Raw genomic sequence first — 21,810 nt, forward strand, 5'->3', positions numbered from 1 at the left:
CCCGGCATCGCGTCTCGCGTGGGATCACGCCGTCGCGGCACGACCCCGGGTGGTCGCCGGCTGGGGCTGCGAGAACAGCACGACGACGATGACGGCGACACCGACGACGACGTGCGGGAGCCAGACGTTGAGAGCCTCGCCCGCGAAGCCGAAGATCCACGGCGAGAGCGCGAGGAACAGGCTGGCGACGATGTCGAACACGAGGTGCACGGGCATCGGGATGAAGCCGAAGGGGCCCCATTCGTACTTCGTGAACAGGCTGTAGACGATCAGTCCGACGCCGAGGACGATCGGGATGATGACGGCCGCTCCGCCCACGCTCGCGAATCCGAACAGCCAGGGCGCGGCGATCAGCGCGATGCCGACGATGTAGTCGAGGACTCCGTGGACCTTGGTGGGGATGAAACGCATGATTCCTCCTTGTGTGGCGCCGCTGAACGCGACTCACCACTGGTTCGACGCCCTCCACGGATCGGATTGCGCCGGGTTCCGGCGTCGGTGACGGAATGTGACGCCGCCGCGATCTGGGCCGCCGACGGAATCGATAGATTCATGAGCATGTGCTTCCCGTGCACATCACCCGAACCCCCTGGAGCAAGATCATGACCTCTCGTCGCCGTGCCCTCGCGGGCGCCGCTCTCGTCCTCACCAGTGCGCTGCTGGTGACCGCATGCAGCTCGTCCGGATCGGGCGATGCGGCGACGGAGACCGCCGCGGACGCTCCCAAGATCACATTCCTCTACTCCCCGTACGCCGACTACGCGCCGTTCTTCCTCGCCGAGGAGAAGGGCTACTTCGAAGAGGCCGGGCTCGACGTGGAGCTCGTCGCCAAGGGCGGCAGCTCCGGCGAGACGTACCAGCAGGTCAGCACCGGCAACATCACCGCGGGCGGGGCCACGTGGGGGGCGGGCCTGTTCAACGCCACCAAGGCCGGCGCGTCGATCTCCGTGATCGCCAGCGTCTCGCGCATCCCGGAGTCGGGCCCGAACCCGTCGCCGCTGATCGCCTCGGATGCGTCCGACGTCACCGACGCCGCCGACCTGAAGGGCAAGAAGATCGGCATCCCCGGCGACGGCGGCTTCGGCATCTACTCCGTCGACCTCGCCCTCGAGTCGGTCGGTCTGAGCGTCGACGACGTCGAGCTCGTCAACCTGAGCCCCGGCGACATCCCCGCAGCGCTCGCGAACGGCTCGGTGGACGCGAGCTGGTCGATCGAGCCCATCTCGTCGGCCGTCATCTCCCAGGGCATCGCCCACGAGCTGCTCCCGATCGACTACCAGGCCGGCGTGGAGCTCGGCGCGATGGTCTTCAACACCGAGTACGTCGACAAGCACCCGGCCGCCGTCACGGCGTTCACGGCCGCGTACCTGAAGGCCGTCAAGGAGCTCGACGACGGCGGCTGGGACGACCCCGCCACGCAGAAGATCATCGCGGAGTACACGGACCTGCCGGTCGAGACCCTGACCTCGATCGCCCTCACCACCCAGGACCCGAGCGGTGCGATCGACTGGAAGGACGTCGCCCGCCAGGAGCAGTTCTTCCGCGACCGCGACGCCCTCGAGTTCGACGGCGACTCCGGCATCAAGGACATCTACCGCGAAGACATCCTGAAGGACGCGATCGCGCTGCAGGAGAGCGGCGACCTGGCCTCCTCGGCGAAATGAGCGGGCTCACCGTCCAAGGCCTCTGGAAGGCGTACCCGAACGCCGATCGCAAGGACGAGCTGCTGGTCGCGCTCCAGGACATCGATCTGGAGATCGCCGACAACGAGTTCGTGTGCGTGCTCGGGCCCTCGGGCTGCGGCAAGAGCACCCTGCTGCGCCTGGCCGCCGGCCTCGAGAAGCCGAGTCTGGGCACGATCGAGACCTCCAGCCGCCCGTCCGTCGTCTTCCAGGAGCACGGCGTCTTCCCGTGGCTGACCGTCGCGCAGAACATCGGATACCCGCTCAAGCTGCGCGGTCTCTCCCGCACCCAGCGCACCGAGCGGGTGGATCAGCTGCTCGACCTCGTCGGCCTGTCGGACTTCGGCGGGTACTACCCCGCGCAGATCTCCGGCGGTATGCGCCAGCGCACCTCCGTCGCCCGCGCGCTCGCGGACGACGGAGACCTGCTGCTGATGGACGAGCCGTTCGGCGCTCTCGATGAGCAGACGAGGGTCACGCTCCAGCAGGAGCTGCTCGAGATCTGGGAGCGCACCTCGAAAGCCGTCATGTTCATCACGCACAGCGTCGACGAGGCGCTGATGCTCGCCGACCGCGTCGTCGTGATGTCGCACCGCCCCGGACGGATCATCGACGACATCGAGGTCCCCTTCGGCCGGCCCCGCGACATCGCCGGGCTGCGGCGCGATCCGCGATACGGCGAGATCACGGCACGACTGTGGTCGCTGCTCGAGAACGCGAGCGAACAGGAGCTGGCCTCATGACCACGATCGCCGACCCGAAGATCGAGGCGCAGCTCAAGGAGGCCGTGAAGGCGGAGCGCGGCTCCGTCTGGGTCCGACGCCTCGGTCCCTACACGCCCCTGCTCATCCTCCTCGTCTGGGAGATCGCGAGCCGGACCGGCATCCTCGACGCCCGGTTCTTCCCGGCACCGACCTCGATCATCGAGACGTTCTTCGAGCTCCTCGTCTCCGGAGTGCTGCTGGAGAACATCGGGATCACGCTGTCCCGCATCGCGATCGGCTTCGTGCTGGGGGCGATCCCCGGCATCGTCCTCGGCATCCTGCTCGGGTCCGTGCGCACGCTCCGGCTGCTGCTCGACCCGATCTTCTCGGCCCTGCTCCCGGTGCCGAAGGTCGCGATCTTCCCGCTGCTGCTGCTGATCTTCGGCCTGGGCGAGACGAGCAAGTACGTCATCGTCGCGATCGGCGTGTTCTTCTACCTGCTCTTCAACACGCTCGGCGGAGTCATGCAGACCCCGCCGCTGCTGAACGACGTGGCGAACGCGAACGGGGCGACGCGCCTCCAGCGCTGGATGACCGTCTCGTTCCCGTACGCGCTCCCGTCGATCTTCACCGGCATCAAGCTCGCCACCGGCGGCGCGTTCGTGATCATCGCGGCATCCGAGTTCGTCGGTGCGAACAGCGGTCTCGGGTACATGATCTGGAGTTCCTGGGGCACGTTCGCGGTGTCGAAGATGTACGTCGGCATCGTCACGATCTCGGTGCTGGGCTACGGAGCGACCGCGTTGTGGGCCCTCCTGGAGCGCCGCGTCGTGCCGTGGGTCAAGTACTGAGCGGAGCAGGCACCATGAACGTGGACGCACAGGAGACCCTCGCCGACCTGCGTCGGGTGCTGCAGACGGCTGTCCCCGGCGGCGAACCGGACGACGTCGCCCTCGCGGCGTTCTGGCTGCTCCAGGCCGAGCAGCTGGGCCTGCCGGAGTTCGGCATCCGGATGCTGGCGCGCGATCTCGCGCGTCTCGGCGGCACCCCCGTCGCCCGCACTCCCCCGGGCGATGACGGCGCCGCGATCGGCTCGGTCGACGCGACCGGTGCGCCGGGGGTCGTGGCCCTCGCCTCGGCCGTCCGACGCGCATCGGAGGCCGTCGCCACGAACGGTCTGGCGATCATCGGTATCCGCGGCGCCGGGGCCCTCGGCATCCTCGGTCTCGCCGCGCGCTCGCTCGCAGCGGAGGGCGCGGTCGCGCTCGTCGCGGCGCAGTCGCCGGCCGCGGTCGCCCCGTGGGGCGCACACGCGGCCGCGATCGGCACGAACCCGCTCGCTGTGGGCGTGCCCCGGGCCGACGGTGCTCCCCTGGTCGTGGACTACGCGACCTCCGCGCTCACCCTCGCCGCGGTCCGCGAGGCCGCTGCCGCCGGTGGGTCTCTCCCCGACGGCAGCGCCATCGACGCCGACGGCGCGCCCACGACCGACCCGGCAGCCGTCGCCGCCCTCCTGCCGACCGGACTCGTGGGCTCCCTCACCGGTCTGGTGGTCGAGCTCCTCGCGGGTGTCGCCGTGGGAGGCCGCGTCACCGATTCCGAGGCACCGAGCACCCGGGGTGCGGTCGTCATCGCGTTCGATCCCGCTCGCGCAGGAGCCGTCGACGCCGCGTCCGCCGCGGCCGAGCTGGATCGGGACTGGCGTGCGGCCGGAGGGCATCTCCCCGCGCGCTTCGACGTCCTGACCGCGGACCCTGCCGATCTGCCGTCCACGATCGACATCCCGGTGGACGCCCTCGACTGGCTGCGAGAGCGCGGAGAAGGGGCGGCGGGGCGGTGAGCACCTTCCGCCTCTCGGTGACCCCGCCGATCGGACCGCTGTGGGAACGGCGTTCGATCGTCGTCCGAGGCGCCCTGCCCGGGTCGCTCGTCACGGTGCGCGCCGTCACGGCGAGAGACGGTGGCGACTGGGCCGCGCAGGCGACGTTCCTCGCCGACCGCGACGGCCTCGTCGACCTCGCGGCGCGGGCCCCCGTCTCGGGCGACTATCGGGTGGCCGACGCGATGGGGCTGTTCTGGTCGCAGCGCCGCGAGCCGGGAACGACCGGCTCCGCCGAGCCCGCGGATGTCGAACGCCCGATCCTCACCATGCTCACCGCCTGGAGCGAGCCGGGCACCGGTCACCTCGACGTCCCCGGGGCGGGCGCTCCGTCGACGACGGACACCGTCCAGGTCACGCAGTGGTTGCGCGGAGACGGTGTCGAGCGGACGGAGATCCGCGCGGACGGCCTGGTCGGCACCCTGTTCCGCCCCGCGCACGAGGGACCGCACCCCACCGTGATCGTGCTCAACGGCTCCGGCGGAGGGATCAACGAGGCCCGCGCCGCGCAGTATGCGTCGCGGGGCATACAGGCTCTGGCGCTGGGGTACTTCCGGGCCCCGGGGCTGCCGGATCACATCTCCCGTACCCCGCTCGAGTACTTCGAGCGGGCACTCCGCTTCGCCTCATCGACGCTCGATCCGAAGGGCGGCCTCCCCCTGGTGAGCGGTCAGTCCCGCGGCGGCGAGCTGTCGCTGCTGCTGGCCGCGACCTACCCGGAGCTCGTCCTCGGCGTCGCGCCTTTCGTCCCGGGCGCCTTCACCTTCGGCGCCCAGGGCGCCGCCGATCCCGCCGAGGGCTGGAACGGACCGACCTGGACGCGGGGCGGCGAGCCGCTCGAACATCTCTGGCATGACAACGCCGGCGTCACGTGGCAGCCGTGGAACGACGAGCCTCCGCCCACCCGGCACCGCGACGTCTACGTCGACGGGCTGCACGACCGCGAGCTCGCGCGCGCCTCCCGCATCCCGATCGAGCGGTTCCGCGGAGCCGTGGCCTGCGTGTCCGGTCTCGACGATCGCGCCTGGCCGTCGAGCATGGCGTCGCGCATCGTGCTCGACACGCTGGAACGACACGGGCACACCGCCGAGCGCCTGCACCTCGACTACGAGGAGGCGGGCCACGGGATCGCACTCCCCCACCTGCCCAGCACCGACATCGAACGCGTGCACCCCGTCTCGGGCGTGCACTATTCGAACGGCGGCACGCCCCGGGGCAACGCCGTCGCCGGCGCGGACTCGTTCGAACGGGTCTGCGCGTTCATCCACCGCACCGCCGACGCCGCCGCGGCCGCCGACGCGGACCACTCCCACGAAGAAGGACGGTAGTCATGCCCGCGAACGAGCACTTGGAAGGTCAGTGGCGGGAGTGGCGTCATGCCCGCGTCGCGGAGCTCACCCGCCCCTACGGCTGGACCGCCCTCGTCGCCCAGCACTGGCTGCGTGAGGGCGAGAGCGGCCTCGTCCTGGAGGGTCTGCCCGGCACCTGGGGCGTCGCGGACGGCAAGGTCCTCTACACGCCGCCCGCCGATGGCCCGAACCTCGTCGTCGACGGCGAGTACCCCGCCGCCCCTGTCGAGATCGTGCCCGGTCGCAACCAGACCTACGGCCATGGCAAGAGCGTGCCCGTGTACTTCGGGGTGAGCGAGGTGGAGACCATCCCGCGCACGACCGACGACGGAGACCGCATCTTCGCGGTGCGTGTGCGCGACCCCCGCGAGTCCGCGCGCAAGGACTTCTCCGGCCTGTCCGCCTACGACTACGACCCGGCCTGGCGCCTCCCCGCCCGCTTCACCCCCGCGGTGCGCGAGGACGTCGAGCAGATCACGGTCGAGACGGGAGTCCGCGAGACCACGGCACGCATCGGCACCCTCGCCTTCGAGCACGCCGGGCGCACCTACGAGCTCGCGCTGATCGGCAAGGATGCGGCGTACGGCGTGCAGCCCGTCGCCCACATCCGCGACCTGACGAGCGGGCAGACGACCTACGGCGCCGGACGCGTCGTCGAGCTGCAGTTCGCCGACGAGACAGGTGAGCGGATCGACCACATCGACTTCAACTACCTGACCGCCCTCCCCTGCGCGTTCACGAACTTCGTCACCTGCCCGCTCCCTCCGAGCCAGAACCATCTGGACTTCGAGGTGCTCGCCGGGGAGAAGAAGCCCGACGTCGACATCGACCGGGTGCTCACCTTCCAGAGCACCTGATCTGCTCCGGACCGGGCCGCACCGCACTCGCGGCCCGGTCCCAGGCTGCACTGCTACGGTGAGCATGCCGGCATCTCGCCGGCATCAGGGAAGACTTCTCGTCGACCAACGGGCCCTCATCGGTCATTTCGTTCTCCGTCGCCTCCTCTGTGTGAGCCCGAGGAGCGTCATGCCCACCCCGTCAGTCCCCTCTTCCATCGACCCCGCGCACGCCTGGGCCGCCCCCGTCGATCTGCCGGCCGGCACCACGGCGATCGTCTACTGCGAGGGCCAGTTCGGCGAGCAGGACGGCAAGACCGCGAACGGGCTCGTCCGTCACTCGGAGAAGTACGAGATCCTCAGCGTCATCGACAGCACGCATGCGGGCGCCGACGCCGGATCGCTCCTGGACGGCACCGCGAACGGGATCCCCGTCCTCGACGGCCTCCCCACCGCCATCGCCCACGCGGGCCGGGTGCCCGACTACCTGATCTGCGGTGTGGCGCCGGCCGACGGCCTGCTCTCCGCCGACCAGCGCACGGTGCTGCTCGACGGCATCGCCCGCGGGATGCACATCATCAACGGCCTGCACGAGTTCCTCACCGACGATGCCGAGTTCGTGGCCGCGGCCCTCCTCGCCGAGGTGACGATCACCGACATCCGTCGCCCCCGTGACAAGAAGGACCTCCACCTGTTCTCCGGCCGCATCTTCGACGTGACGTGCCCGCGCATCACGATCCTCGGCACCGACGGCGCGATCGGCAAGCGCACGACGGCGACGATCCTCGTGCGCGCGCTCAACGAGCGGGGCATCCACGCGGTCATGGTCGGCACCGGACAGACCACCATCATCCAGGGCGGCCGCTACGGCGTCGCACTCGACGCCCTCGTGCCGCAGTTCTGCTCCGGCGAGGTCGAGAACCAGGTCGTCGCCGCCTTCGAGGGCGAGGATCCGGACGTGATCATCGTCGAGGGCCAGGGCGCGCTCAGTCACCCCGCCTACATCACCTCGGCGCACATCCTCCGCGGCAGTCAGCCCGCCGGCGTCATCGTGCAGCACGCCCCCGGACGCACCGTCCTGGGCGACTTCCCGATGGTCGCGATGCCCACGGTCACCAGCGAGATCACACTCATCGAAGCCTTCGCCGACACCCGGGTGATCGGAGTGACGGTCAACCACGAGAACCTCACGACCCCCCAGCTCGCCGCCGCGATCGACGAGATCGAGCTCGACACCGGACTCCCGGCCACCGACCCGCTGACGAGGCCGCTGTCCGAGCTGGTGGACATGGTGCTCCGGGCGTTCCCGACGCTCAGCCCGCAGCGGTCCACCCGTAGCGCCGCGTGAGCGCCGCACCCACCCGGTCGTAACGACGCCGGTCGAGGACTGCGGCCTCGCGCCGCAGCCCTCGCTCGTGCACGCTGTACAGCTGCTCGACGTCGACCCAGGACTCGCGCCCCTGCGAGTCCCACGCGCCGCTGCCGATCGACAGGTAGTCCCGGTCGCCCTCGTGCGCCTTGCTGGTCATGCGCACCGCGTAGACGCGCTCCGCGGACTGCCGCGCGATCACGAGCACCGGGCGGTCCTTGCCTCGGCCGTCGTTCTCCTCGTAGGGCACCCAGGTCCAGACGATCTCGCCGGCGTCGGGCGCACCGTCCCGCTCGGGTGCGTAGGCGACCTGCAGATCCTCGATCCGGTCCGGGTCGATCCGGACGGTCTCGGTGCCGTGCACCCGCCCCTGATCGCGGCCGGAGGGGACCGAGCCGGAGGGGACAGGGGCGGATCGCTCCTGCGATGTCCGCAGACGCGCGTCCGGGCGCCTCGGACCTGCGGTCCGAGACGCCCGGCCGGAGCCCACTGCCTTGAGCAGGATCTCCGCGAGTGCTGTCAGGATGCCGTTGGTCTTGCTCACACGGTCACCCTAACCGCAGATCATGCGTCGATGAGCGCGTAGCCCTCCTCGCCGTGGACGACCTGGTCGACACCGGCGATCTCGTCCTCGTTCGTGATGCGGAATCCGATCGTCTTCTGGATCGCGAAGCCGATGATGAAGGCGACGACGAAGGAGTAGATCAGCACGCCGAGTGCGGCGATCAGCTGGACCGCGAGCTGGCGGGCGTCGCCGCCGACGAACAGGCCGGTGCCGGTGGCGAAGAATCCGAGGTACAGGGTTCCGATCAGGCCGCCGACGAGGTGGATGCCGACCACGTCGAGCGAGTCGTCGAAGCCGAGGCGGAACTTCAGCTCGACGGCGAGGGCGCAGACGATACCGGCGACGGCACCGAGCAGCAGAGACCAGCCGGGCGTGAGGTTGGCGCAGGCCGGGGTGATCGCGACGAGACCGGCGACGGCACCGGATGCGGCGCCGACAGACGTGGCCTTGCCGTCCTTGATGCGCTCGATGAGGATCCAGCCGAGGATGGCCGCGGCCGTGGCACCGAGCGTGTTCAGACCGATGAGTCCGACGCCGCCCATGTCCTCCGCGAGCCACTCCGCACCGGCGTTGAACCCGAACCAGCCGAACCACAGCAGAGCCGCGCCGAGCAGGGTGAGCGGCACGTTGTGCGGCTTCAGGATGCCCTTCTGGAAGCCGATGCGCTTGCCGAGGACCAGCGCGAGAGCCAGGGCCGCAGCACCGGCGTTGATGTGCACCGCGGTTCCACCTGCGTAGTCGATCACGCCGATGCCGCTGTCCTCGCCGAAGAGCGTGGTGCCGAGGTTCATGATCCATCCGCCGCCCCAGACCCAGGCTGCGACCGGGAAGTACCCGACGGTGGCGAAGATGCCCGCGAAGATCAGCCAGCTGCCGAACTTGGCACGGTCGGCGATGGCCCCCGAGATCAGGGCGACCGTGATGATCGCGAAGGTCGCGCCGTACGCGACACCGAGGAGCGCGACGTTCGACCCCTCACCGGACGCCAGGCTGGAGAGCCCGAAGTCGGCGAACGGGTTGCCCGCGAAGGCGGTCGGACTGTCGACGGCGCTCATCGAGAAGCCGTAGAGAATCCACAGCACGGCGACGAGACCGATGGAGCCGAAGCTCATCATCATCATGCTGACGACGCTCTTCGCCTTGACGAGACCGCCGTAGAAGAAGGCGACGCCGGGCGTCATGAGCAGCACCAGCGCTGTCGCGGTGATGGCCCACGAGATGTTGCCGGGAGCATCCATAGGAAAACCTCACATCCGAAGTAATTGAGAGCTTCAGTGTGACGACGCGCCGTTTCGCGCATGCGTGTGGTTTGTTTCCCCGTGGTTACAGGACTGCTCCGGGCGTGAACATCGCGTTACGCGGGCCTGCGGGCTTACGCAGAATGCGTCAGCGCGTTGAGACGGGAGATGGCGCGCAGGTACTTCTTGCGGTAGCCGCCGGCCAGCATCTCGTCGGAGAACACCGAGTCCAGGCCGAGTCCGGTCGCGAGGATCGGGATCTGCGCGTCGTACACCCGGTCGACGAACGCCACGAAGCGCAGCGCCTCGGACTGGTCGGTGAGCTGGCGCACATCGCGGAGCCCGACGCTGCCGATCCCGTCGATGAGTCGGATGTACCGCGACGGGTGCACCTGCGCGAGGTGGCGGATCAGGTCGTCGAAGCGGTCGTCGGACGCGGCCCGTGCGGCGCCGGCCTTCTCGACCGCCGCGCCGTAGGAGTCCTCGTCGAGGACGACCGCGTGCCCGTCGAGCGCGCGCTGCCGGAAGTCGACGCCGTCGATGCGCAGCGTCTGGAAGCTGTCCGACATGGCGTGGATCTCGCGGAGGAAGTCCTGCGCGGCGAAGCGCCCCTCACCGAGAGCGTTCGGCGGGGTGTTCGAGGTCGCGGCGAGGCGGGTGCCGGTCGGCACGAGCTCGCCCAGGAGGCGGGTCATGACCATCGTGTCGCCCGGGTCGTCGAGCTCGAACTCGTCGATGCACAGCAGATCCGCGCCCTTGAGCAGGTCGACCGTGTTCTTGTAGCCGAGTGCGCCGACGAGAGCCGTGTACTCGATGAACGAGCCGAAGTACTTCCGGCGGGCGGGCATCGCGTGGTAGATCGACGCGAGCAGGTGGGTCTTCCCGACGCCGAATCCGCCGTCCAGGTAGACACCCGGCTTGAGCTCCGGCTCCTTCTTGGCCCGACTGAACAGACCGCCGCGCTTCGCGGGGGTGCCGCGCCCGGCGAAGCGCATCAGCGTCTCCTTCGCCTCCTCCTGCGAGGGGTAGGCCGGGTCGGCGCGGTAGCTGTCGAAGGTCGCGGTGTCGAACTGCGGCGGCGGCACCAGGCTCGCCAGCATCTCGGGTCCGCTGACGGTCGGCTGACGCTCGGTGAGGTGCACGATTCCCGTGCGGCTGGTCGGGTCGGTCATCACGGTCCTGAATCAGGTGCTCACCTGTGTCGAAGTCTTACGAATCGGGCGCAGGGTGCTCGGCGGGGATCTATCGTCGAAGGGACGGATCAACACTACGCCGTCTGCAGCAGCACCCTCGTCCGCTCAACGCTTCGGAGACCCCATGGCCATCGAGTTCGATTCCTCCTCCCCCAAGTTCGCCGAGTACGCCGAACCGGGCCGCCTCGTCACCACCGAGTGGCTCGCCGAACGGCTGGGAGCACCGGGGCTCGTGGTCGTCGAATCCGATGAGGACGTGCTGCTCTACGAGACCGGCCACATCCCCGGCGCCGTGAAGGTCGACTGGCACACCGAGCTCAACGACCCGGTGGTGCGCGACTACGTCGACGGCGAGGGCTTCGCCGAGCTGCTCAGCCGCAAGGGCATCGAACGCTCGGACACGGTCGTCATCTACGGCGACAAGAACAACTGGTGGGCTGCCTACGCGCTCTGGGTGTTCTCGCTCTTCGGCCACGAGGACGTCCGTCTGCTCGACGGCGGTCGCGATCGCTGGATCGCCGAGGGCCGCGAGCTCACGCGCGAGGCGACGAACCGTCCCGCGACCGAGTACCCCGTCGTCGAGCGCGACGACTCGATCATCCGCGCCTACAAGGAGGACGTGCTCGCGCACATCGGCAACCCGCTGATCGACGTCCGCTCCCCCGAGGAGTACAGCGGTGAGCGCACCACGGCCCCCGCGTACCCCGAGGAGGGCACGCTGCGTGCCGGCCACATCCCGACCGCACAGAGCGTTCCGTGGGCGAAGGCCGTCGCCGAGGACGGCGGCTTCCGCAGCCGTGCCGAGCTCGATGCGATCTACCGCGACGGAGCCGGACTCCGCGACGGGGACGACGTCGTCGCCTACTGCCGCATCGGTGAGCGCTCGAGCCACACCTGGTTCGTGCTCAAGCACCTCCTCGGCTTCGAGAACGTGCGCAACTACGACGGTTCGTGGACCGAGTGGGGCAGCGCCGTGCGCGTGCCGATCGTCACCGGCTCCGAGCCGGGCACCGTCTGAGCATGTGACAATGACAGGGATGAGCACGAGCGACGTTCCTGACACCCTGGCCGAGATCCGCGACGGCTTCCTGGAGACCCCGGAGGCCGATCGGCTCCTGCTGCTGCTCGAGTTCTCCGACGAGCTTCCGGACGTCTCCGACGAGGTCGCCGCGCACCCGGAGGCCTACGAGCGCGTCGCGGAGTGCCAGTCGCCCGTCTACATCCATGTCGAGGTCGACGACGGCATCGTGACGATGCACGCGACCGCCCCGCCCGAGGCTCCGACGACCCGAGGTTTCGCGAGCATCCTGGTCCAGGGCCTCACCGGGCTCACGGCGGACGAGGTGCTCGCGATCCCGAACGACTATCCGCAGTCGATCGGTCTCACCAAGGCGGTGTCGCCCCTGCGCATCGGAGGCATGACCGGGATGCTGATGCGGGCGAAGAACCAGGTCAGGCAGAAGCGCTGAAGCCCTGCTCCTGCAGCCACTCGGTGATCGCGGTGCTCCAGCCCGTCTCGTCGTAGTTCCACAGCTTGGTGTGCCGCGCGACGGTGAACTTCGGCATCGTGACGAGATCCGGCCGCGCCTCCTGCAGCGCATGGGAGGAGTCCGCGGGCACGAACCCGTCGTCGTCGCTGTGCAGGATGAGGATCGGTGCGGTCAGCTCGTCGGCACGGGCGACCATGTCGAGACGGTCGAACGGGATGGGCTCGTCGGCACCGCTGAGACGCGCGGTGAGCGGTCGCTGCAGCGCCCCCATGGCGAGTTCCGGCAGCGGTGCACGCACGCCGGCCAGACGCGCCTGGAAGCGCAGGACCGTGCGCCAGTCGACGACGGGCGATTCCAGGATGATCCCGGCGATGCGATCACGATGCCCCGAGCTGACGGCGGCCTGCAGCGACACCGCGCCGCCCATCGACCAGCCCATGAGGATGACCCGTTCGGCGCCGTGACGGAGGGCGTAGGCGATAGCGGAGTCGACGTCGCGCCACTCCGACGCCCCGAGCGAATAGGCGCCGGCCCTCGTCCGCGGCGCCTCCCCGTCGTTGCGGTACGACACGACGAGGGTGGGCAGTCCGGCGGCGTGCAGCACCGGCACCGCGCGCAGGCACTCCGCGCGGGTCGCGCCGCGACCGTGCACCTGGATGACCCAGGTGGAGGACGACGCCGGGAAGTACCAGGCGGGGCAGGGACCGGCCGGTGAGCCGATCAGCACGTTCTCCCACCGCAGGTGCAGCTCGCTCGGCGAGGAGTAGTAGTACCCGCTGAACGAGGCTGAGCGATCGACGCGTGAGCCGGGCTCGATCTGCGTCAGGAGCTTGCGGCGCACGCGGGCGCCGTCCGCACTGAGCACGGCGCCGAGCTTGACGTAGCCGTACGTCCCGGTCGTGAAGAGTCCGTATCGGCCCGGAAGCTCGGTGTCGAGCGTGCGCTGCAGCTCGATGGTCTGGGCGCCCGTGTCGACGGCCAGGATCTCGGTGTCGGTGGCCCGACGCATGGGCGTGACGACGCGTCGCGCGACGGCGAACACCACGAGAGCGAACGCTGCTCCGAAAGCGAGCAGGGCAGGGACAAGGAGCGTAACGGCGTGCCTGAGACTCTTCATCGCTTCCTGACTCTAGCCTGTTGCCGTGACCGCACACCCCGAGGCCGGGACGCCCTTCGACAGCGCCGTGGCCGAACTGCGTGAGACCGCGTTCCGTGACGACATCACGGTGCGTGAGATCACGACCCCGCAGGGCCTCGCTCCGTTCGCCGTCGCCCTCGCCGCGGACGTGCGCCCCGACGGCGACGGGGACTCCGTGTACGGCACCGGGCGCTTCGTCCTCCTGCACGATCCGGACGCGCCCGACGCCTGGGGCGGCGCATGGCGCATCGTGCTCTTCGCGCAGGCGCCCCTGGAGACGGAGATCGGCACCGACCCCCTCCTGGCGGACGTGACGTGGTCGTGGCTGGTCGACGCGCTGGACTCCCGGAACGCGATCTACCACTCCGCTTCGGGCACCTCGACGAAGACGCTGTCGAAGGGATTCGGCGGTCTCGCCGTCGAGGGCGACGGCGCCCAGATAGAATTGCGGGCGTCCTGGACTCCGGAGGGCCCGTTCCGACCGCACGTCGAAGCATGGGCCGAGCTGGTCGGAATGCTGGCGGGACTTCCGCCCGGCTCCGAGGGCATCGCCGTGATCGGCGCGCGAAAGGCTGTACGTGACTGAATACTCCGTGATCTCGGATGCTGAGGAGTTCCGCGCGGCCTGCGCCGTGCTCGCCGGGGGCACCGGCCCCGTCGCCGTGGACGTGGAGCGCGCGTCCGGCTTCCGCTACTCCCAGCGCGCCTACCTCGTGCAGGTGTTCCGCCGCGACGCCGGCGTCTTCCTCTTCGACCCCCCGGCGATCGGTGCCTTCGCGCCGCTCCAGGACACGATCGGCGATGTCGAGTGGGTGCTCCACGCCGCGAGTCAGGACCTCCCGTCCCTGCGCGAGCTGCACCTCGAGCCGCCGGTGATCTTCGACACCGAGCTCGCGTCCCGCCTGCTCGGCCACGAGCGGGTCGGTCTCGGCGCCGTCGTCGAGGACACCCTCGGCATCACGCTCAAGAAGGAGCACTCCGCGTCGGACTGGTCGACGCGTCCGCTCCCGGACTCGTGGCTCGAGTACGCCGCACTCGACGTGCTCCACCTCATCGACGTCCGCGACATCCTCGTGGACGAGCTGGAGGAGCAGGGCAAGACCGCCTTCGCGGCCGAGGAGTTCGCGGCCACGCTCGCCCGCGCACCCAAGCCCCCACGGGAGGATCCGTGGCGTCGGCTGAGCGGGCTGCACCAGGTGCGCGGGGCGCGCAACCTCGCCGTCGCCCGCTCGCTGTGGCAGGCGCGCGAGGCCTACGCCCGCGACCAGGACGTCTCGCCCGGGCGTCTCGTCCCCGACCGCTCCCTGGTGGCCGCGGTCATGGCGAACCCGACGTCGAAGCAGGCGCTGGCCGGCATCAAGGAGTTCCAGGGCCGCGCGAGCCGCACGCAGCTCGACCGCTGGTGGCAGGCGATCGTCGACGGCCGCGCCGCCGAGGAGCTTCCTCGCGAACGCGTCCCCAGCGACACGCTTCCTCCGCCCCGCGCCTGGGCCGACCGGAACCCCGAGGCGGATGCACGACTGAAGTCGGCCCGTCCCGTGGTCGAGGCCGTCGCCGAGGAACTGGGCATGCCGACCGAGAACCTCCTCACTCCCGAATACCTCCGTCGCGTCGCCTGGGATCTGCCGGGCGAGACGCCGGAGGACATCGCCGCCGCGCTTGCCGCGCTGGGTGCTCGTCCCTGGCAGATTGCACAGACCGCACAGAAGATCGCGGCCGCCTTTGTAGAGGCGGCGCAATCGCCCGACACCACCCCCGCACCCGCTTCGTAGGTTCGATCCAACCGATTCCTCCCCGTTTCGCGTGCTTCATAGACTGAGGCCACGCACTAACTTGGAGGCAGAGTGGCCGAGATCTCGGACGTCTTCTTCGTCGATGGAGTACGCACGCCTTTCGGGCGTGCCGGCGAAAAGGGCATGTACTGGAACACCCGCGCTGATGACCTCGCCGTCAAGGCGACCATCGGCCTGATGGAGCGGAACGCGGCCGTCCCGGCCGACCGCATCGACGACGTGGCGATCGCCGCGACGAGCCAGACCGGCGACCAGGGGCTGACGCTCGGCCGCTCGGTGGCGATCCTCGCCGGCCTCCCGCAGACCGTGCCCGGCCTCGCCGTCGAGCGCATGTGCGCCGGCGCGATGACGAGCGTCACCACCATGGGCGCCTCGATCGGCGTCGGCATGTACGACTTCGCCCTCGCCGGCGGCGTCGAGCACATGGGACACCACCCGATCGGCGCCAACGCCGACCCGAACCCGCGATTCGTCGCCGAGAAGATGGTCGACCCCGGCGCGCTCAACATGGGCGTCACAGCCGAGCGCATCTTCGATCGCTTCCCGCACCTCACCAAGGAGCGGTCCGACCGCTTCGGCATGCTGAGCCAGCACAAGGTGCAGGCGGCGTACGACGCCGGCAAGATCCAGCCCGACCTCGTATCGGTCGCCACCAAGGGCGCCGACGGCGCCTGGGGTCTCGCCACCGAGGACGAGGGCCGTCGCCCGCAGACCACGATGGAGGACCTCGCGGCTCTCAAGACGCCGTTCCGTCCGCACGGCCGCGTCACCGCCGGGACCTCCTCCCCCCTCACCGATGGCGCGACGATGTCGCTGCTCGCCGGCGGCGGGGCCGTGAAGGAGTTCGGCCTCGCGCCGAAGATGCGCATGGTGTCGTTCGCCTTCGCCGGTGTGCAGCCGGAGATCATGGGCATCGGCCCGATCCCGTCGACCGAGAAGGCCCTCAAGAAGGCCGGTCTCACGATCGCCGACATCGGACTGTTCGAGCTGAACGAGGCGTTCGCCATCCAGGTGATCTCGCTGCTCGATCACTTCGGCATCGCCGACGACGACCCCCGCGTCAACCAGTGGGGCGGCGCGATCGCGCTCGGCCACCCGCTCGCCGCGTCCGGCGTGCGTCTGATGATCCAGCTCGCCGCGCAGTTCGCTGAGCGCCCCGACGTCCGCTACGGCCTGACCGCCATGTGCGTCGGACTCGGCCAGGGCGGGTCGGTCATCTGGGAGAACCCGCACTACGACGGCAAGAAGAAGAAGTGAGCGCGAACGTGACGAACTACGACGACATCGACTTCTCCCCCATCCAGGCGCTCACCGAGGGCGAGGTCATCACGCAGTCGCCCGTGCGCGACATCCGCCTCGCCTCAGGCAGGGTCCTCGCCCTGATCACGCTCGACAACGGTCGTGACCACACGCGTCCGAACACGCTCGGGCCGGCGACGCTGACTCAGCTCGGCGAGACGCTCGACGGGCTCAAGGCACGGGCGGCCGCCGGTGAGATCCAAGCCGTCGGCATCACCGGCAAGCAGTACATCCTCGCCGCCGGCGCCGATCTCTCCGACATCAGCAAGGTCGGCTCGCGCGACAACGCACGCCTGATCGCGCAGCTCGGCCACAAGGTGCTCGGCAAGCTCGGCGACCTCGGTGTGCCGTCGTTCGCCTTCGTGAACGGCCTCGCCCTCGGTGGAGGCCTGGAGATCGCGCTGAACTCCAGCTACCGCACGGTCGACTCCTCCGCCGCCGCGGTCGCCCTGCCCGAGGTCTTCCTCGGCATCATCCCGGGCTGGGGAGGCGCGTACCTGCTGCCGAACCTGATCGGCATCGAGAACGCCCTCGAGGTGGTCATCTCGAACCCGCTCAAGCAGAACCGGATGCTGAAGCCGCAACAGGCGTTCGACCTCGGCATCTTCGACGCGATCTTCCCGGCCGCGAACTACCTCGAGAACTCGCTGGCGTGGGCCGACGCGGTGCTCGGCGGTAAAAAGGTCGAGCGCAAGAACGAGCCGGGCAAGATCGAGCGCCTCACCAAGTGGCCGATCGCCATCAAGATGGCGCGCGGCATGCTCGAGTCGAAGATCGGCACGATGCCGAAGTCGCCGTACGCGGCGCTCGAGCTGCTCGACAAGGCGAAGAGCGGGACCAAGGCGGAGGGCTTCGCCCGCGAGGACGAGGCCCTGGCGGAGCTCGTCACGGGTGACCAGTTCGCCGCGTCGATGTACGCGTTCGATCTGGTGCAGAAGCGGGCCAAGCGACCTGTCGGCGCACCCGACAAGGAGCTCGCGAAGAAGGTCACGAAGGTCGGCATCATCGGCGCAGGGCTCATGGCGAGCCAGTTCGCCCTCCTCTTCGTGCGCAAGCTCCAGGTGCCCGTGCTCATCACCGACCTGGACCAGGCGCGCGTCGACAAGGGCGTCGCCTACATCCACGAGGAGATCGGCAAGCTCGAGGCCAAGGGCCGTCTGGACTCCGACTCGGCGAACAAGCTCCGTGCGCTCGTCACCGGCACGACCGACAAGAGCCTCTACGCGGACTGCGACTTCGTGATCGAGGCCGTGTTCGAAGAGGTCGGCGTCAAGCAGCAGGTGTTCGGCGAGATCGAGAAGATCATCGCCGAGGACGCGATCCTCGCGACGAACACCTCGTCGCTCTCGGTCGAGGAGATCGGGTCGAAGCTCGCCCACCCCGAGCGACTGGTCGGATTCCACTTCTTCAACCCGGTCGCGGTGATGCCGCTGATCGAGATCGTGAAGACGCCGGCCACCGCCGATGCCGCGCTCTCGACGGCCTTCGTCGTCGCGAAGAACCTGGGCAAGAACGCGGTGCTCACCGCCGACGCCCCCGGGTTCGTCGTGAACCGTCTGCTCGCGAAGGTCATGGGCGAGGCCGCCCGCGCGGTCTACGAGGGCACGCCGATCGCCGACGTGGAGAAGGCCTTCGGCCCGCTCGGTCTGCCGATGGGACCGTTCCAGCTGATCGACCTGGTCGGCTGGAAGGTTGCGGCGCACGTGCAGGACACGATGGTGCACGCCTTCCCCGAGCGGTTCTACGCCAACGAGAACTTCCACGCTCTGGCCGAGCTCGACGCGGTCGTGGAGAAGGATAAGGGCGGACGCGTCGTCGGCTGGAGCAAGCAGGCGGAGAAGGTGCTCAAGCCCGCTGTGGGCAAGACGCCGGCAACGGCTGCGACGATCCTCCAGCGCGTGCAGGACGGTCTGGCTCAGGAGATCAAGCTGATGCTCGATGAGGGGGTCGTGCCCGAGGTCGAGGACATCGACCTGTGCCTCATCCTCGGCGCCGGCTGGCCGTTCATCGACGGCGGGGCCTCGCCCTACCTCGACCGTGAGGGTGCGTCCGAGCGCGCATTCGGCGGCTCGTTCCACACCCCGCAGATCCGCGGTGTCGAGAGCCGCTGATCGCGGAGATCAACACGCGAAGCGCCCCATCGGATTCCCCGCGGATCCGATGGGGCGCTTAGTCGTCCTCCGGGCCGGGAGGCCCTAGCCTGGATCGATGACCTCTCGTCCGTCTCCGCGCACCGCGGAGCAGCCGATGGCCTTCCGTGGGCGCGAGTTCTGGCGCGGCGCGCTCGCGACCTGGATCACGTTCAACCTGCTGTTCCTCGTGGTGACGACGGTCGTCCTCACGATCATGTCGCGCTCACTGCAGGGCATCTTCTCGATCCTGGTCCTCGTCGCCTGGTTCCAGTTGGTCTTCGTCGTGGCCGTCTCCGTCCTGGCGACCGTCGTCGGCGGCGCGGTGGCGTTCGTGCTGGGCCGATTCCTGCGCACCGTGGCGAGCATCCGCCGACACCTCGTCGCCTTCGCGGGGCTCGGTCTCGCCATCGGCGGTCTGGTCATCGCGATCGGCGGTGTCTGGCCGGGGAGCGAGACAGGAGAGCTCGGGTCCCTGCTGACGCACGTCACCGAGCCGTACATCGCGGTGCCGCTCCTGGGCGTGAGCGCCGCCAGCGTCGCCTACGGCTGGTACTGGACCGCGTCACGAGCGCTGGACGAGGACCCTGCACCACAGGCCCAGGTCGCCGAGGCTCAGCTCGCGGACTGAGCCGGTCGACCATCGTCCTCACCGCGTCGAGGCCAGTACGACAGCGCCCGCTCTGCGAGTGCGGTGATCGTGAGCGAGGGGTTCACGCCGGGATTCGCGGGCACCGCCGCACCGTCGACGACGTGCAGGCCGGGGTGCCCCCAGACCCGGTGGTACGCGTCGATGACACCGTCCGCGGGTGACGCCGAGATCACGGCGCCGCCGAGGAAGTGCGCGGTGAGCGGGATGCCGAACACCTCCGGCCAGGATCCGCGTGCGGCCGCGGGCACCCCGCCGTCGGCCTCGACCCGCGCGGCGATCGCCGCCGCCGCCGTGTGGGCCTGGGGCAGATAGCTGGGGTTCGGCTCGCCGTGTCCCTGCGCGCTCGTCATCACGAGCCGACCGAAGCGAGGGCGCAGCGAGAGGGTGAGCGAGTTGTCCGCCGTCTGCATCACCAGCGCGATGATCCCGCGCTCGCTCCAGCGACGGAGGCTGCCCAGTCGGAACTGTCGCAGCGGGGAGCGGAGCACCTGCGCGACGAGGCTGCGCAGACGCACCCCGAGCGGTCGGTCGCCGGGGACGAGGACGGTCGCCAGCGCACCCATCAGGTTCGATCCCGGGCCATAGCGGACGTTCTCTACGTGCGTGCGGTCGTCGATGTGGAACGAGGTCGTGATCGCCACGCCCCGGGCGAGCTGGAGCGACTCCGGGACGCTCGTGGCGACCGCGCCGTCCAACGCCTCGGAGTTGGTGCGCGTGAGACGGCCGACGGACGCCGAGATCCGCGGCAATGACCCGGACTGCTTCATCCGGTGCAGCAGCTGCTGCGTGCCCCAGGTGCCGGCCGCCAGGACCACCTGCCGCGCGGTCACGGTCCTCCGCGCGTGCCGGAACCACGCCCCGCTGCGCTGCGTCGTCACCGCGAACCCACCGCCGGAAAGCTCCCGCACCTCGGTCACCGTGCGCAGTGCCTCGATCGCGACCCCTCGGCGCTCCGCGAGAGCCAGGTAGTTCTTCATGAGCGTGTTCTTCGCGCCGACGCGACAGCCCACCATGCAGTTGCCGCAGAGGGTGCAGCCGGTGCGATCGGGGCCCTCACCGCCGAAGAACGGATCCGGCGTGCGCTCCCCCGGTCTCCCGAACCAGACCCCGACCGGCGCGTGCCGGAACGTCGAGCCGACACCGAGGTCGTCCGCGGCGCCGGCCATGATCCGCTCCACGGGTCCCGTGTGCGGATAGTGCTCGACGACGCCGAGCATCCGCTTCGCCGTGGCATAGTGCGGTGCCAGCTCGGACTCCCACTCCGCGATGCCCTGCCACTGCGGGTCCTCGAAGAACGCCGTCCCCGGCTGGTACAGCGTGTTCGCGTAGTTGAGCGATCCGCCGCCCACACCGGCACCCGCCAGGATCATCACGTGCGGCAGCCGGTGGATGCGCTGCACGCCATGGCAGCCGAGCGCCGGTGCCCACAGGTACCGGCGGACATTCCAGCTGGTCTTCGCGAAGTCGTCGTCCTCGAAGCGCCGACCCGACTCGTAGACGCGCACACGGTAGCCTTTCTCCGCCAGCCGCAGAGCCGCCACGGAACCTCCGAAGCCGGAACCCACGATCACGACGTCCTCGTCGAAATCAGTCATCGCTCTCCTTCGGCACCATCATCGTGAGCGCCCCCGGCAGCACCGAGATGGTGCACTCATCCTCGCCGATCCGCTCGCCGTCCGCGTAGACCACGAGGCCCGGGGCCGACACGGTCACCGACCGTGCGCGGCGATGCGCGACCTCACCGCGCGAGAGATGCGTCCCGCGGAGGAGCAGCGGGAAGAGACGCAGCAGACGAAGGCGGCCCAGCGGTGCGACATGGACGATGTCGAGGAGCCCGTCGTCGGGGACGGCCCCGGCGCAGATCGGCATCCCGCCGCCGTAGCTGGAGGTGCTGCCGGCCGCGATCAGCGTGCCCGGCGAGCTCCTGACGGCTTCGCCGTCGACGGAGAGGGTGAAGTCCATCGGCCGCAGTCGCACGAGCTCGATGAGCAGGGCGAGGTAGTAGCGGGGCGCGCCGTGCGGCCAACGGAGGCGGTTGGTGCGATCGCTGACCTTCGCGTCGAAGCCCAGCGCCGCGATGGTCAGGAACTTCCGGCTGCCCCTCGCGGTGTCGACCACGCCGACGTCGATCGCCCGCGGCGCACCGGTGAGGGCGAGCTCGGCGGCGGCCCGGGCGTCACCACGCGGGAGTCTCAGGGCGCGGGCGAGATCGTTCCCCGTTCCCGCGGCCACCAGGACGACGGGGACGGAGGCGGCGCACACCGTGTCGAGCACGCCCGAGAGCGTGCCGTCACCGCCCACGACCACGAGCACGCGGGGCTCCTCCGCCAGCGCGGTCTCGGCGAGCCGTGCCGTGTCCGCCGCGGAAGCGCCGGCGTAGGTGCGCACCTCGGACCCGCGCTCCCGGAGGAGTCGGACGGCCGCCTCGGCCGCTCGTCCGCCCCGGCCCTTGCCGGAGAACGGATTCGCGAGCACGGCGATGTGCTCCGCCACG

General features: G+C 69.9%; 21 protein-coding genes. 14 read left to right on the forward strand and 7 right to left on the reverse strand.

Features of this window, described 5'->3' with window-relative positions:
* Positions 1–24 precede the first annotated feature (24 nt).
* On the reverse strand, positions 25–411 hold the full coding sequence (locus MME74_RS09620; RefSeq protein ID WP_267414650.1) for an SPW repeat domain-containing protein: 387 nt from the start codon (positions 409–411) through the stop codon (positions 25–27).
* Between the two features lie 191 nt (positions 412–602).
* Between MME74_RS09620 and MME74_RS09625 the strand changes: the two genes are divergently transcribed.
* The 7 genes from MME74_RS09625 to MME74_RS09655 all read left to right on the forward strand — a co-directional run bounded on the left by MME74_RS09625 (position 603) and on the right by MME74_RS09655 (position 7,798).
* Positions 603–1,664, forward strand: a complete 1,062-nt coding sequence (locus MME74_RS09625) for an ABC transporter substrate-binding protein (RefSeq protein WP_267414652.1) — start codon at positions 603–605, stop codon at positions 1,662–1,664.
* Entirely contained in the window at positions 1,661–2,425 is a 765-nt protein-coding gene (locus MME74_RS09630) for an ABC transporter ATP-binding protein (RefSeq protein WP_267414654.1), read from the forward strand. The genes MME74_RS09625 and MME74_RS09630 overlap by 4 nt, the downstream gene beginning before the upstream one ends.
* Positions 2,422–3,237 carry an ABC transporter permease gene (locus MME74_RS09635; protein ID WP_267414655.1) on the forward strand — a complete coding sequence of 272 codons (816 nt, stop codon included), beginning with the start codon at positions 2,422–2,424 and terminating at the stop codon, positions 3,235–3,237. The genes MME74_RS09630 and MME74_RS09635 overlap by 4 nt, the downstream gene beginning before the upstream one ends.
* Positions 3,238–3,251: 14 nt before the next feature.
* Positions 3,252–4,226 (forward strand): Ldh family oxidoreductase, encoded by a 975-nt coding sequence (locus MME74_RS09640; RefSeq protein ID WP_267414657.1) that lies wholly within the window; start codon positions 3,252–3,254, stop codon positions 4,224–4,226.
* Positions 4,223–5,593, forward strand: coding sequence for an acyl-CoA thioesterase/bile acid-CoA:amino acid N-acyltransferase family protein (locus MME74_RS09645; protein ID WP_267414658.1), 1,371 nt, complete (start codon positions 4,223–4,225; stop codon positions 5,591–5,593). Before MME74_RS09640 ends, MME74_RS09645 begins: the two co-directional genes overlap by 4 nt.
* A 2-nt stretch (positions 5,594–5,595) precedes the next feature.
* A complete protein-coding gene (locus tag MME74_RS09650) occupies positions 5,596–6,471 on the forward strand; it encodes a DUF1684 domain-containing protein (RefSeq protein WP_267414659.1) in 876 nt (291 codons plus the stop codon).
* 169 nt (positions 6,472–6,640) lie between these two features.
* Entirely contained in the window at positions 6,641–7,798 is a 1,158-nt protein-coding gene (locus MME74_RS09655) for a DUF1611 domain-containing protein (protein ID WP_267414661.1), read from the forward strand.
* On the opposite strand, the gene MME74_RS09660 is transcribed toward MME74_RS09655, so the two are convergent.
* The 3 genes from MME74_RS09660 to zapE all read right to left on the reverse strand — a co-directional run bounded on the left by MME74_RS09660 (position 7,764) and on the right by zapE (position 10,794).
* On the reverse strand, positions 7,764–8,363 hold the full coding sequence (locus MME74_RS09660) for a type II toxin-antitoxin system PemK/MazF family toxin (protein ID WP_267414662.1): 600 nt from the start codon (positions 8,361–8,363) through the stop codon (positions 7,764–7,766). The genes MME74_RS09655 and MME74_RS09660 overlap by 35 nt on opposite strands.
* Before the next feature lie 20 nt (positions 8,364–8,383).
* Positions 8,384–9,622 (reverse strand): ammonium transporter, encoded by a 1,239-nt coding sequence (locus tag MME74_RS09665; RefSeq protein ID WP_267414664.1) that lies wholly within the window; start codon positions 9,620–9,622, stop codon positions 8,384–8,386.
* A 134-nt stretch (positions 9,623–9,756) separates the two neighbouring features.
* A complete protein-coding gene (zapE, locus tag MME74_RS09670) occupies positions 9,757–10,794 on the reverse strand; it encodes a cell division protein ZapE (RefSeq protein WP_267414665.1) in 1,038 nt (345 codons plus the stop codon).
* Between the two features lie 145 nt (positions 10,795–10,939).
* Here zapE and MME74_RS09675 point away from each other — a divergent pair, with 145 nt between their 5' ends.
* Together MME74_RS09675 and MME74_RS09680 are read left to right on the forward strand one after the other, a co-directional pair.
* Complete coding sequence (locus MME74_RS09675) at positions 10,940–11,833, forward strand: sulfurtransferase (RefSeq protein ID WP_267414667.1); 894 nt, start codon at positions 10,940–10,942, stop codon at positions 11,831–11,833.
* 19 nt (positions 11,834–11,852) lie between these two features.
* Entirely contained in the window at positions 11,853–12,284 is a 432-nt protein-coding gene (locus MME74_RS09680) for a SufE family protein (RefSeq protein WP_267414669.1), read from the forward strand.
* Here MME74_RS09680 and MME74_RS09685 read toward each other — a convergent pair.
* Positions 12,268–13,422 (reverse strand): alpha/beta hydrolase family protein, encoded by a 1,155-nt coding sequence (locus MME74_RS09685; RefSeq protein WP_267414670.1) that lies wholly within the window; start codon positions 13,420–13,422, stop codon positions 12,268–12,270. The genes MME74_RS09680 and MME74_RS09685 overlap by 17 nt on opposite strands.
* Before the next feature lie 25 nt (positions 13,423–13,447).
* On the opposite strand from MME74_RS09685, the gene MME74_RS09690 reads away from it, so the two are divergent.
* The 5 genes from MME74_RS09690 (at position 13,448) to MME74_RS09710 (ending at position 19,295) form a co-directional block, all read left to right on the forward strand.
* Positions 13,448–14,029, forward strand: a complete 582-nt coding sequence (locus MME74_RS09690) for a DUF3000 domain-containing protein (RefSeq protein WP_267414671.1) — start codon at positions 13,448–13,450, stop codon at positions 14,027–14,029.
* The gene (locus MME74_RS09695; RefSeq protein ID WP_267414674.1) at positions 14,022–15,215 is read left to right on the forward strand and encodes an HRDC domain-containing protein; all 1,194 of its coding nucleotides are present in this window, start codon (positions 14,022–14,024) and stop codon (positions 15,213–15,215) included. Before MME74_RS09690 ends, MME74_RS09695 begins: the two co-directional genes overlap by 8 nt.
* A gap of 72 nt (positions 15,216–15,287) precedes the next feature.
* Positions 15,288–16,493, forward strand: a complete 1,206-nt coding sequence (locus tag MME74_RS09700; protein ID WP_267414676.1) for a thiolase family protein — start codon at positions 15,288–15,290, stop codon at positions 16,491–16,493.
* An 8-nt stretch (positions 16,494–16,501) separates the two neighbouring features.
* Positions 16,502–18,646, forward strand: coding sequence for a 3-hydroxyacyl-CoA dehydrogenase NAD-binding domain-containing protein (locus MME74_RS09705; RefSeq protein WP_267418552.1), 2,145 nt, complete (start codon positions 16,502–16,504; stop codon positions 18,644–18,646).
* A 97-nt stretch (positions 18,647–18,743) separates the two neighbouring features.
* Entirely contained in the window at positions 18,744–19,295 is a 552-nt protein-coding gene (locus MME74_RS09710; protein WP_267414678.1) for a hypothetical protein, read from the forward strand.
* Here the strand turns inward: MME74_RS09710 and MME74_RS09715 are convergent.
* Together MME74_RS09715 and MME74_RS09720 are read right to left on the reverse strand one after the other, a co-directional pair.
* Positions 19,280–20,911: a GMC oxidoreductase gene (locus tag MME74_RS09715; protein ID WP_267414679.1), complete on the reverse strand. Its 1,632-nt coding sequence runs from the start codon at positions 20,909–20,911 to the stop codon at positions 19,280–19,282. The two genes, MME74_RS09710 and MME74_RS09715, sit on opposite strands and share 16 nt — an antisense overlap.
* The gene (locus MME74_RS09720) at positions 20,904–21,809 is read right to left on the reverse strand and encodes a YegS/Rv2252/BmrU family lipid kinase (RefSeq protein WP_267414682.1); all 906 of its coding nucleotides are present in this window, start codon (positions 21,807–21,809) and stop codon (positions 20,904–20,906) included. The genes MME74_RS09715 and MME74_RS09720 overlap by 8 nt, the downstream gene beginning before the upstream one ends.
* Position 21,810 lies beyond the last annotated feature (1 nt).

Origin of the sequence: Microbacterium oxydans (assembly GCF_026559675.1) — a bacterium.
In the GTDB taxonomy this organism is placed as follows: domain Bacteria; phylum Actinomycetota; class Actinomycetes; order Actinomycetales; family Microbacteriaceae; genus Microbacterium; species Microbacterium oxydans_D.

What these genes read in the sequence shown, in the direction of transcription:
- MME74_RS09620 (WP_267414650.1), bottom strand. Translation starts at nt 411, where the DNA reads ATGCGTTTCATCCCCACCAAGGTCCACGGAGTCCTCGACTACATCGTC.
- MME74_RS09675 (WP_267414667.1), top strand. Translation starts at nt 10,940, where the DNA reads ATGGCCATCGAGTTCGATTCCTCCTCCCCCAAGTTCGCCGAGTACGCC.
- zapE (WP_267414665.1), bottom strand. Translation starts at nt 10,794, where the DNA reads ATGACCGACCCGACCAGCCGCACGGGAATCGTGCACCTCACCGAGCGT.
- MME74_RS09680 (WP_267414669.1), top strand. Translation starts at nt 11,853, where the DNA reads ATGAGCACGAGCGACGTTCCTGACACCCTGGCCGAGATCCGCGACGGC.
- MME74_RS09640 (WP_267414657.1), top strand. Translation starts at nt 3,252, where the DNA reads ATGAACGTGGACGCACAGGAGACCCTCGCCGACCTGCGTCGGGTGCTG.
- MME74_RS09625 (WP_267414652.1), top strand. Translation starts at nt 603, where the DNA reads ATGACCTCTCGTCGCCGTGCCCTCGCGGGCGCCGCTCTCGTCCTCACC.
- MME74_RS09665 (WP_267414664.1), bottom strand. Translation starts at nt 9,622, where the DNA reads ATGGATGCTCCCGGCAACATCTCGTGGGCCATCACCGCGACAGCGCTG.
- MME74_RS09630 (WP_267414654.1), top strand. Translation starts at nt 1,661, where the DNA reads ATGAGCGGGCTCACCGTCCAAGGCCTCTGGAAGGCGTACCCGAACGCC.
- MME74_RS09650 (WP_267414659.1), top strand. Translation starts at nt 5,596, where the DNA reads ATGCCCGCGAACGAGCACTTGGAAGGTCAGTGGCGGGAGTGGCGTCAT.
- MME74_RS09710 (WP_267414678.1), top strand. Translation starts at nt 18,744, where the DNA reads ATGACCTCTCGTCCGTCTCCGCGCACCGCGGAGCAGCCGATGGCCTTC.
- MME74_RS09685 (WP_267414670.1), bottom strand. Translation starts at nt 13,422, where the DNA reads ATGAAGAGTCTCAGGCACGCCGTTACGCTCCTTGTCCCTGCCCTGCTC.
- MME74_RS09635 (WP_267414655.1), top strand. Translation starts at nt 2,422, where the DNA reads ATGACCACGATCGCCGACCCGAAGATCGAGGCGCAGCTCAAGGAGGCC.
- MME74_RS09655 (WP_267414661.1), top strand. Translation starts at nt 6,641, where the DNA reads ATGCCCACCCCGTCAGTCCCCTCTTCCATCGACCCCGCGCACGCCTGG.
- MME74_RS09715 (WP_267414679.1), bottom strand. Translation starts at nt 20,911, where the DNA reads ATGACTGATTTCGACGAGGACGTCGTGATCGTGGGTTCCGGCTTCGGA.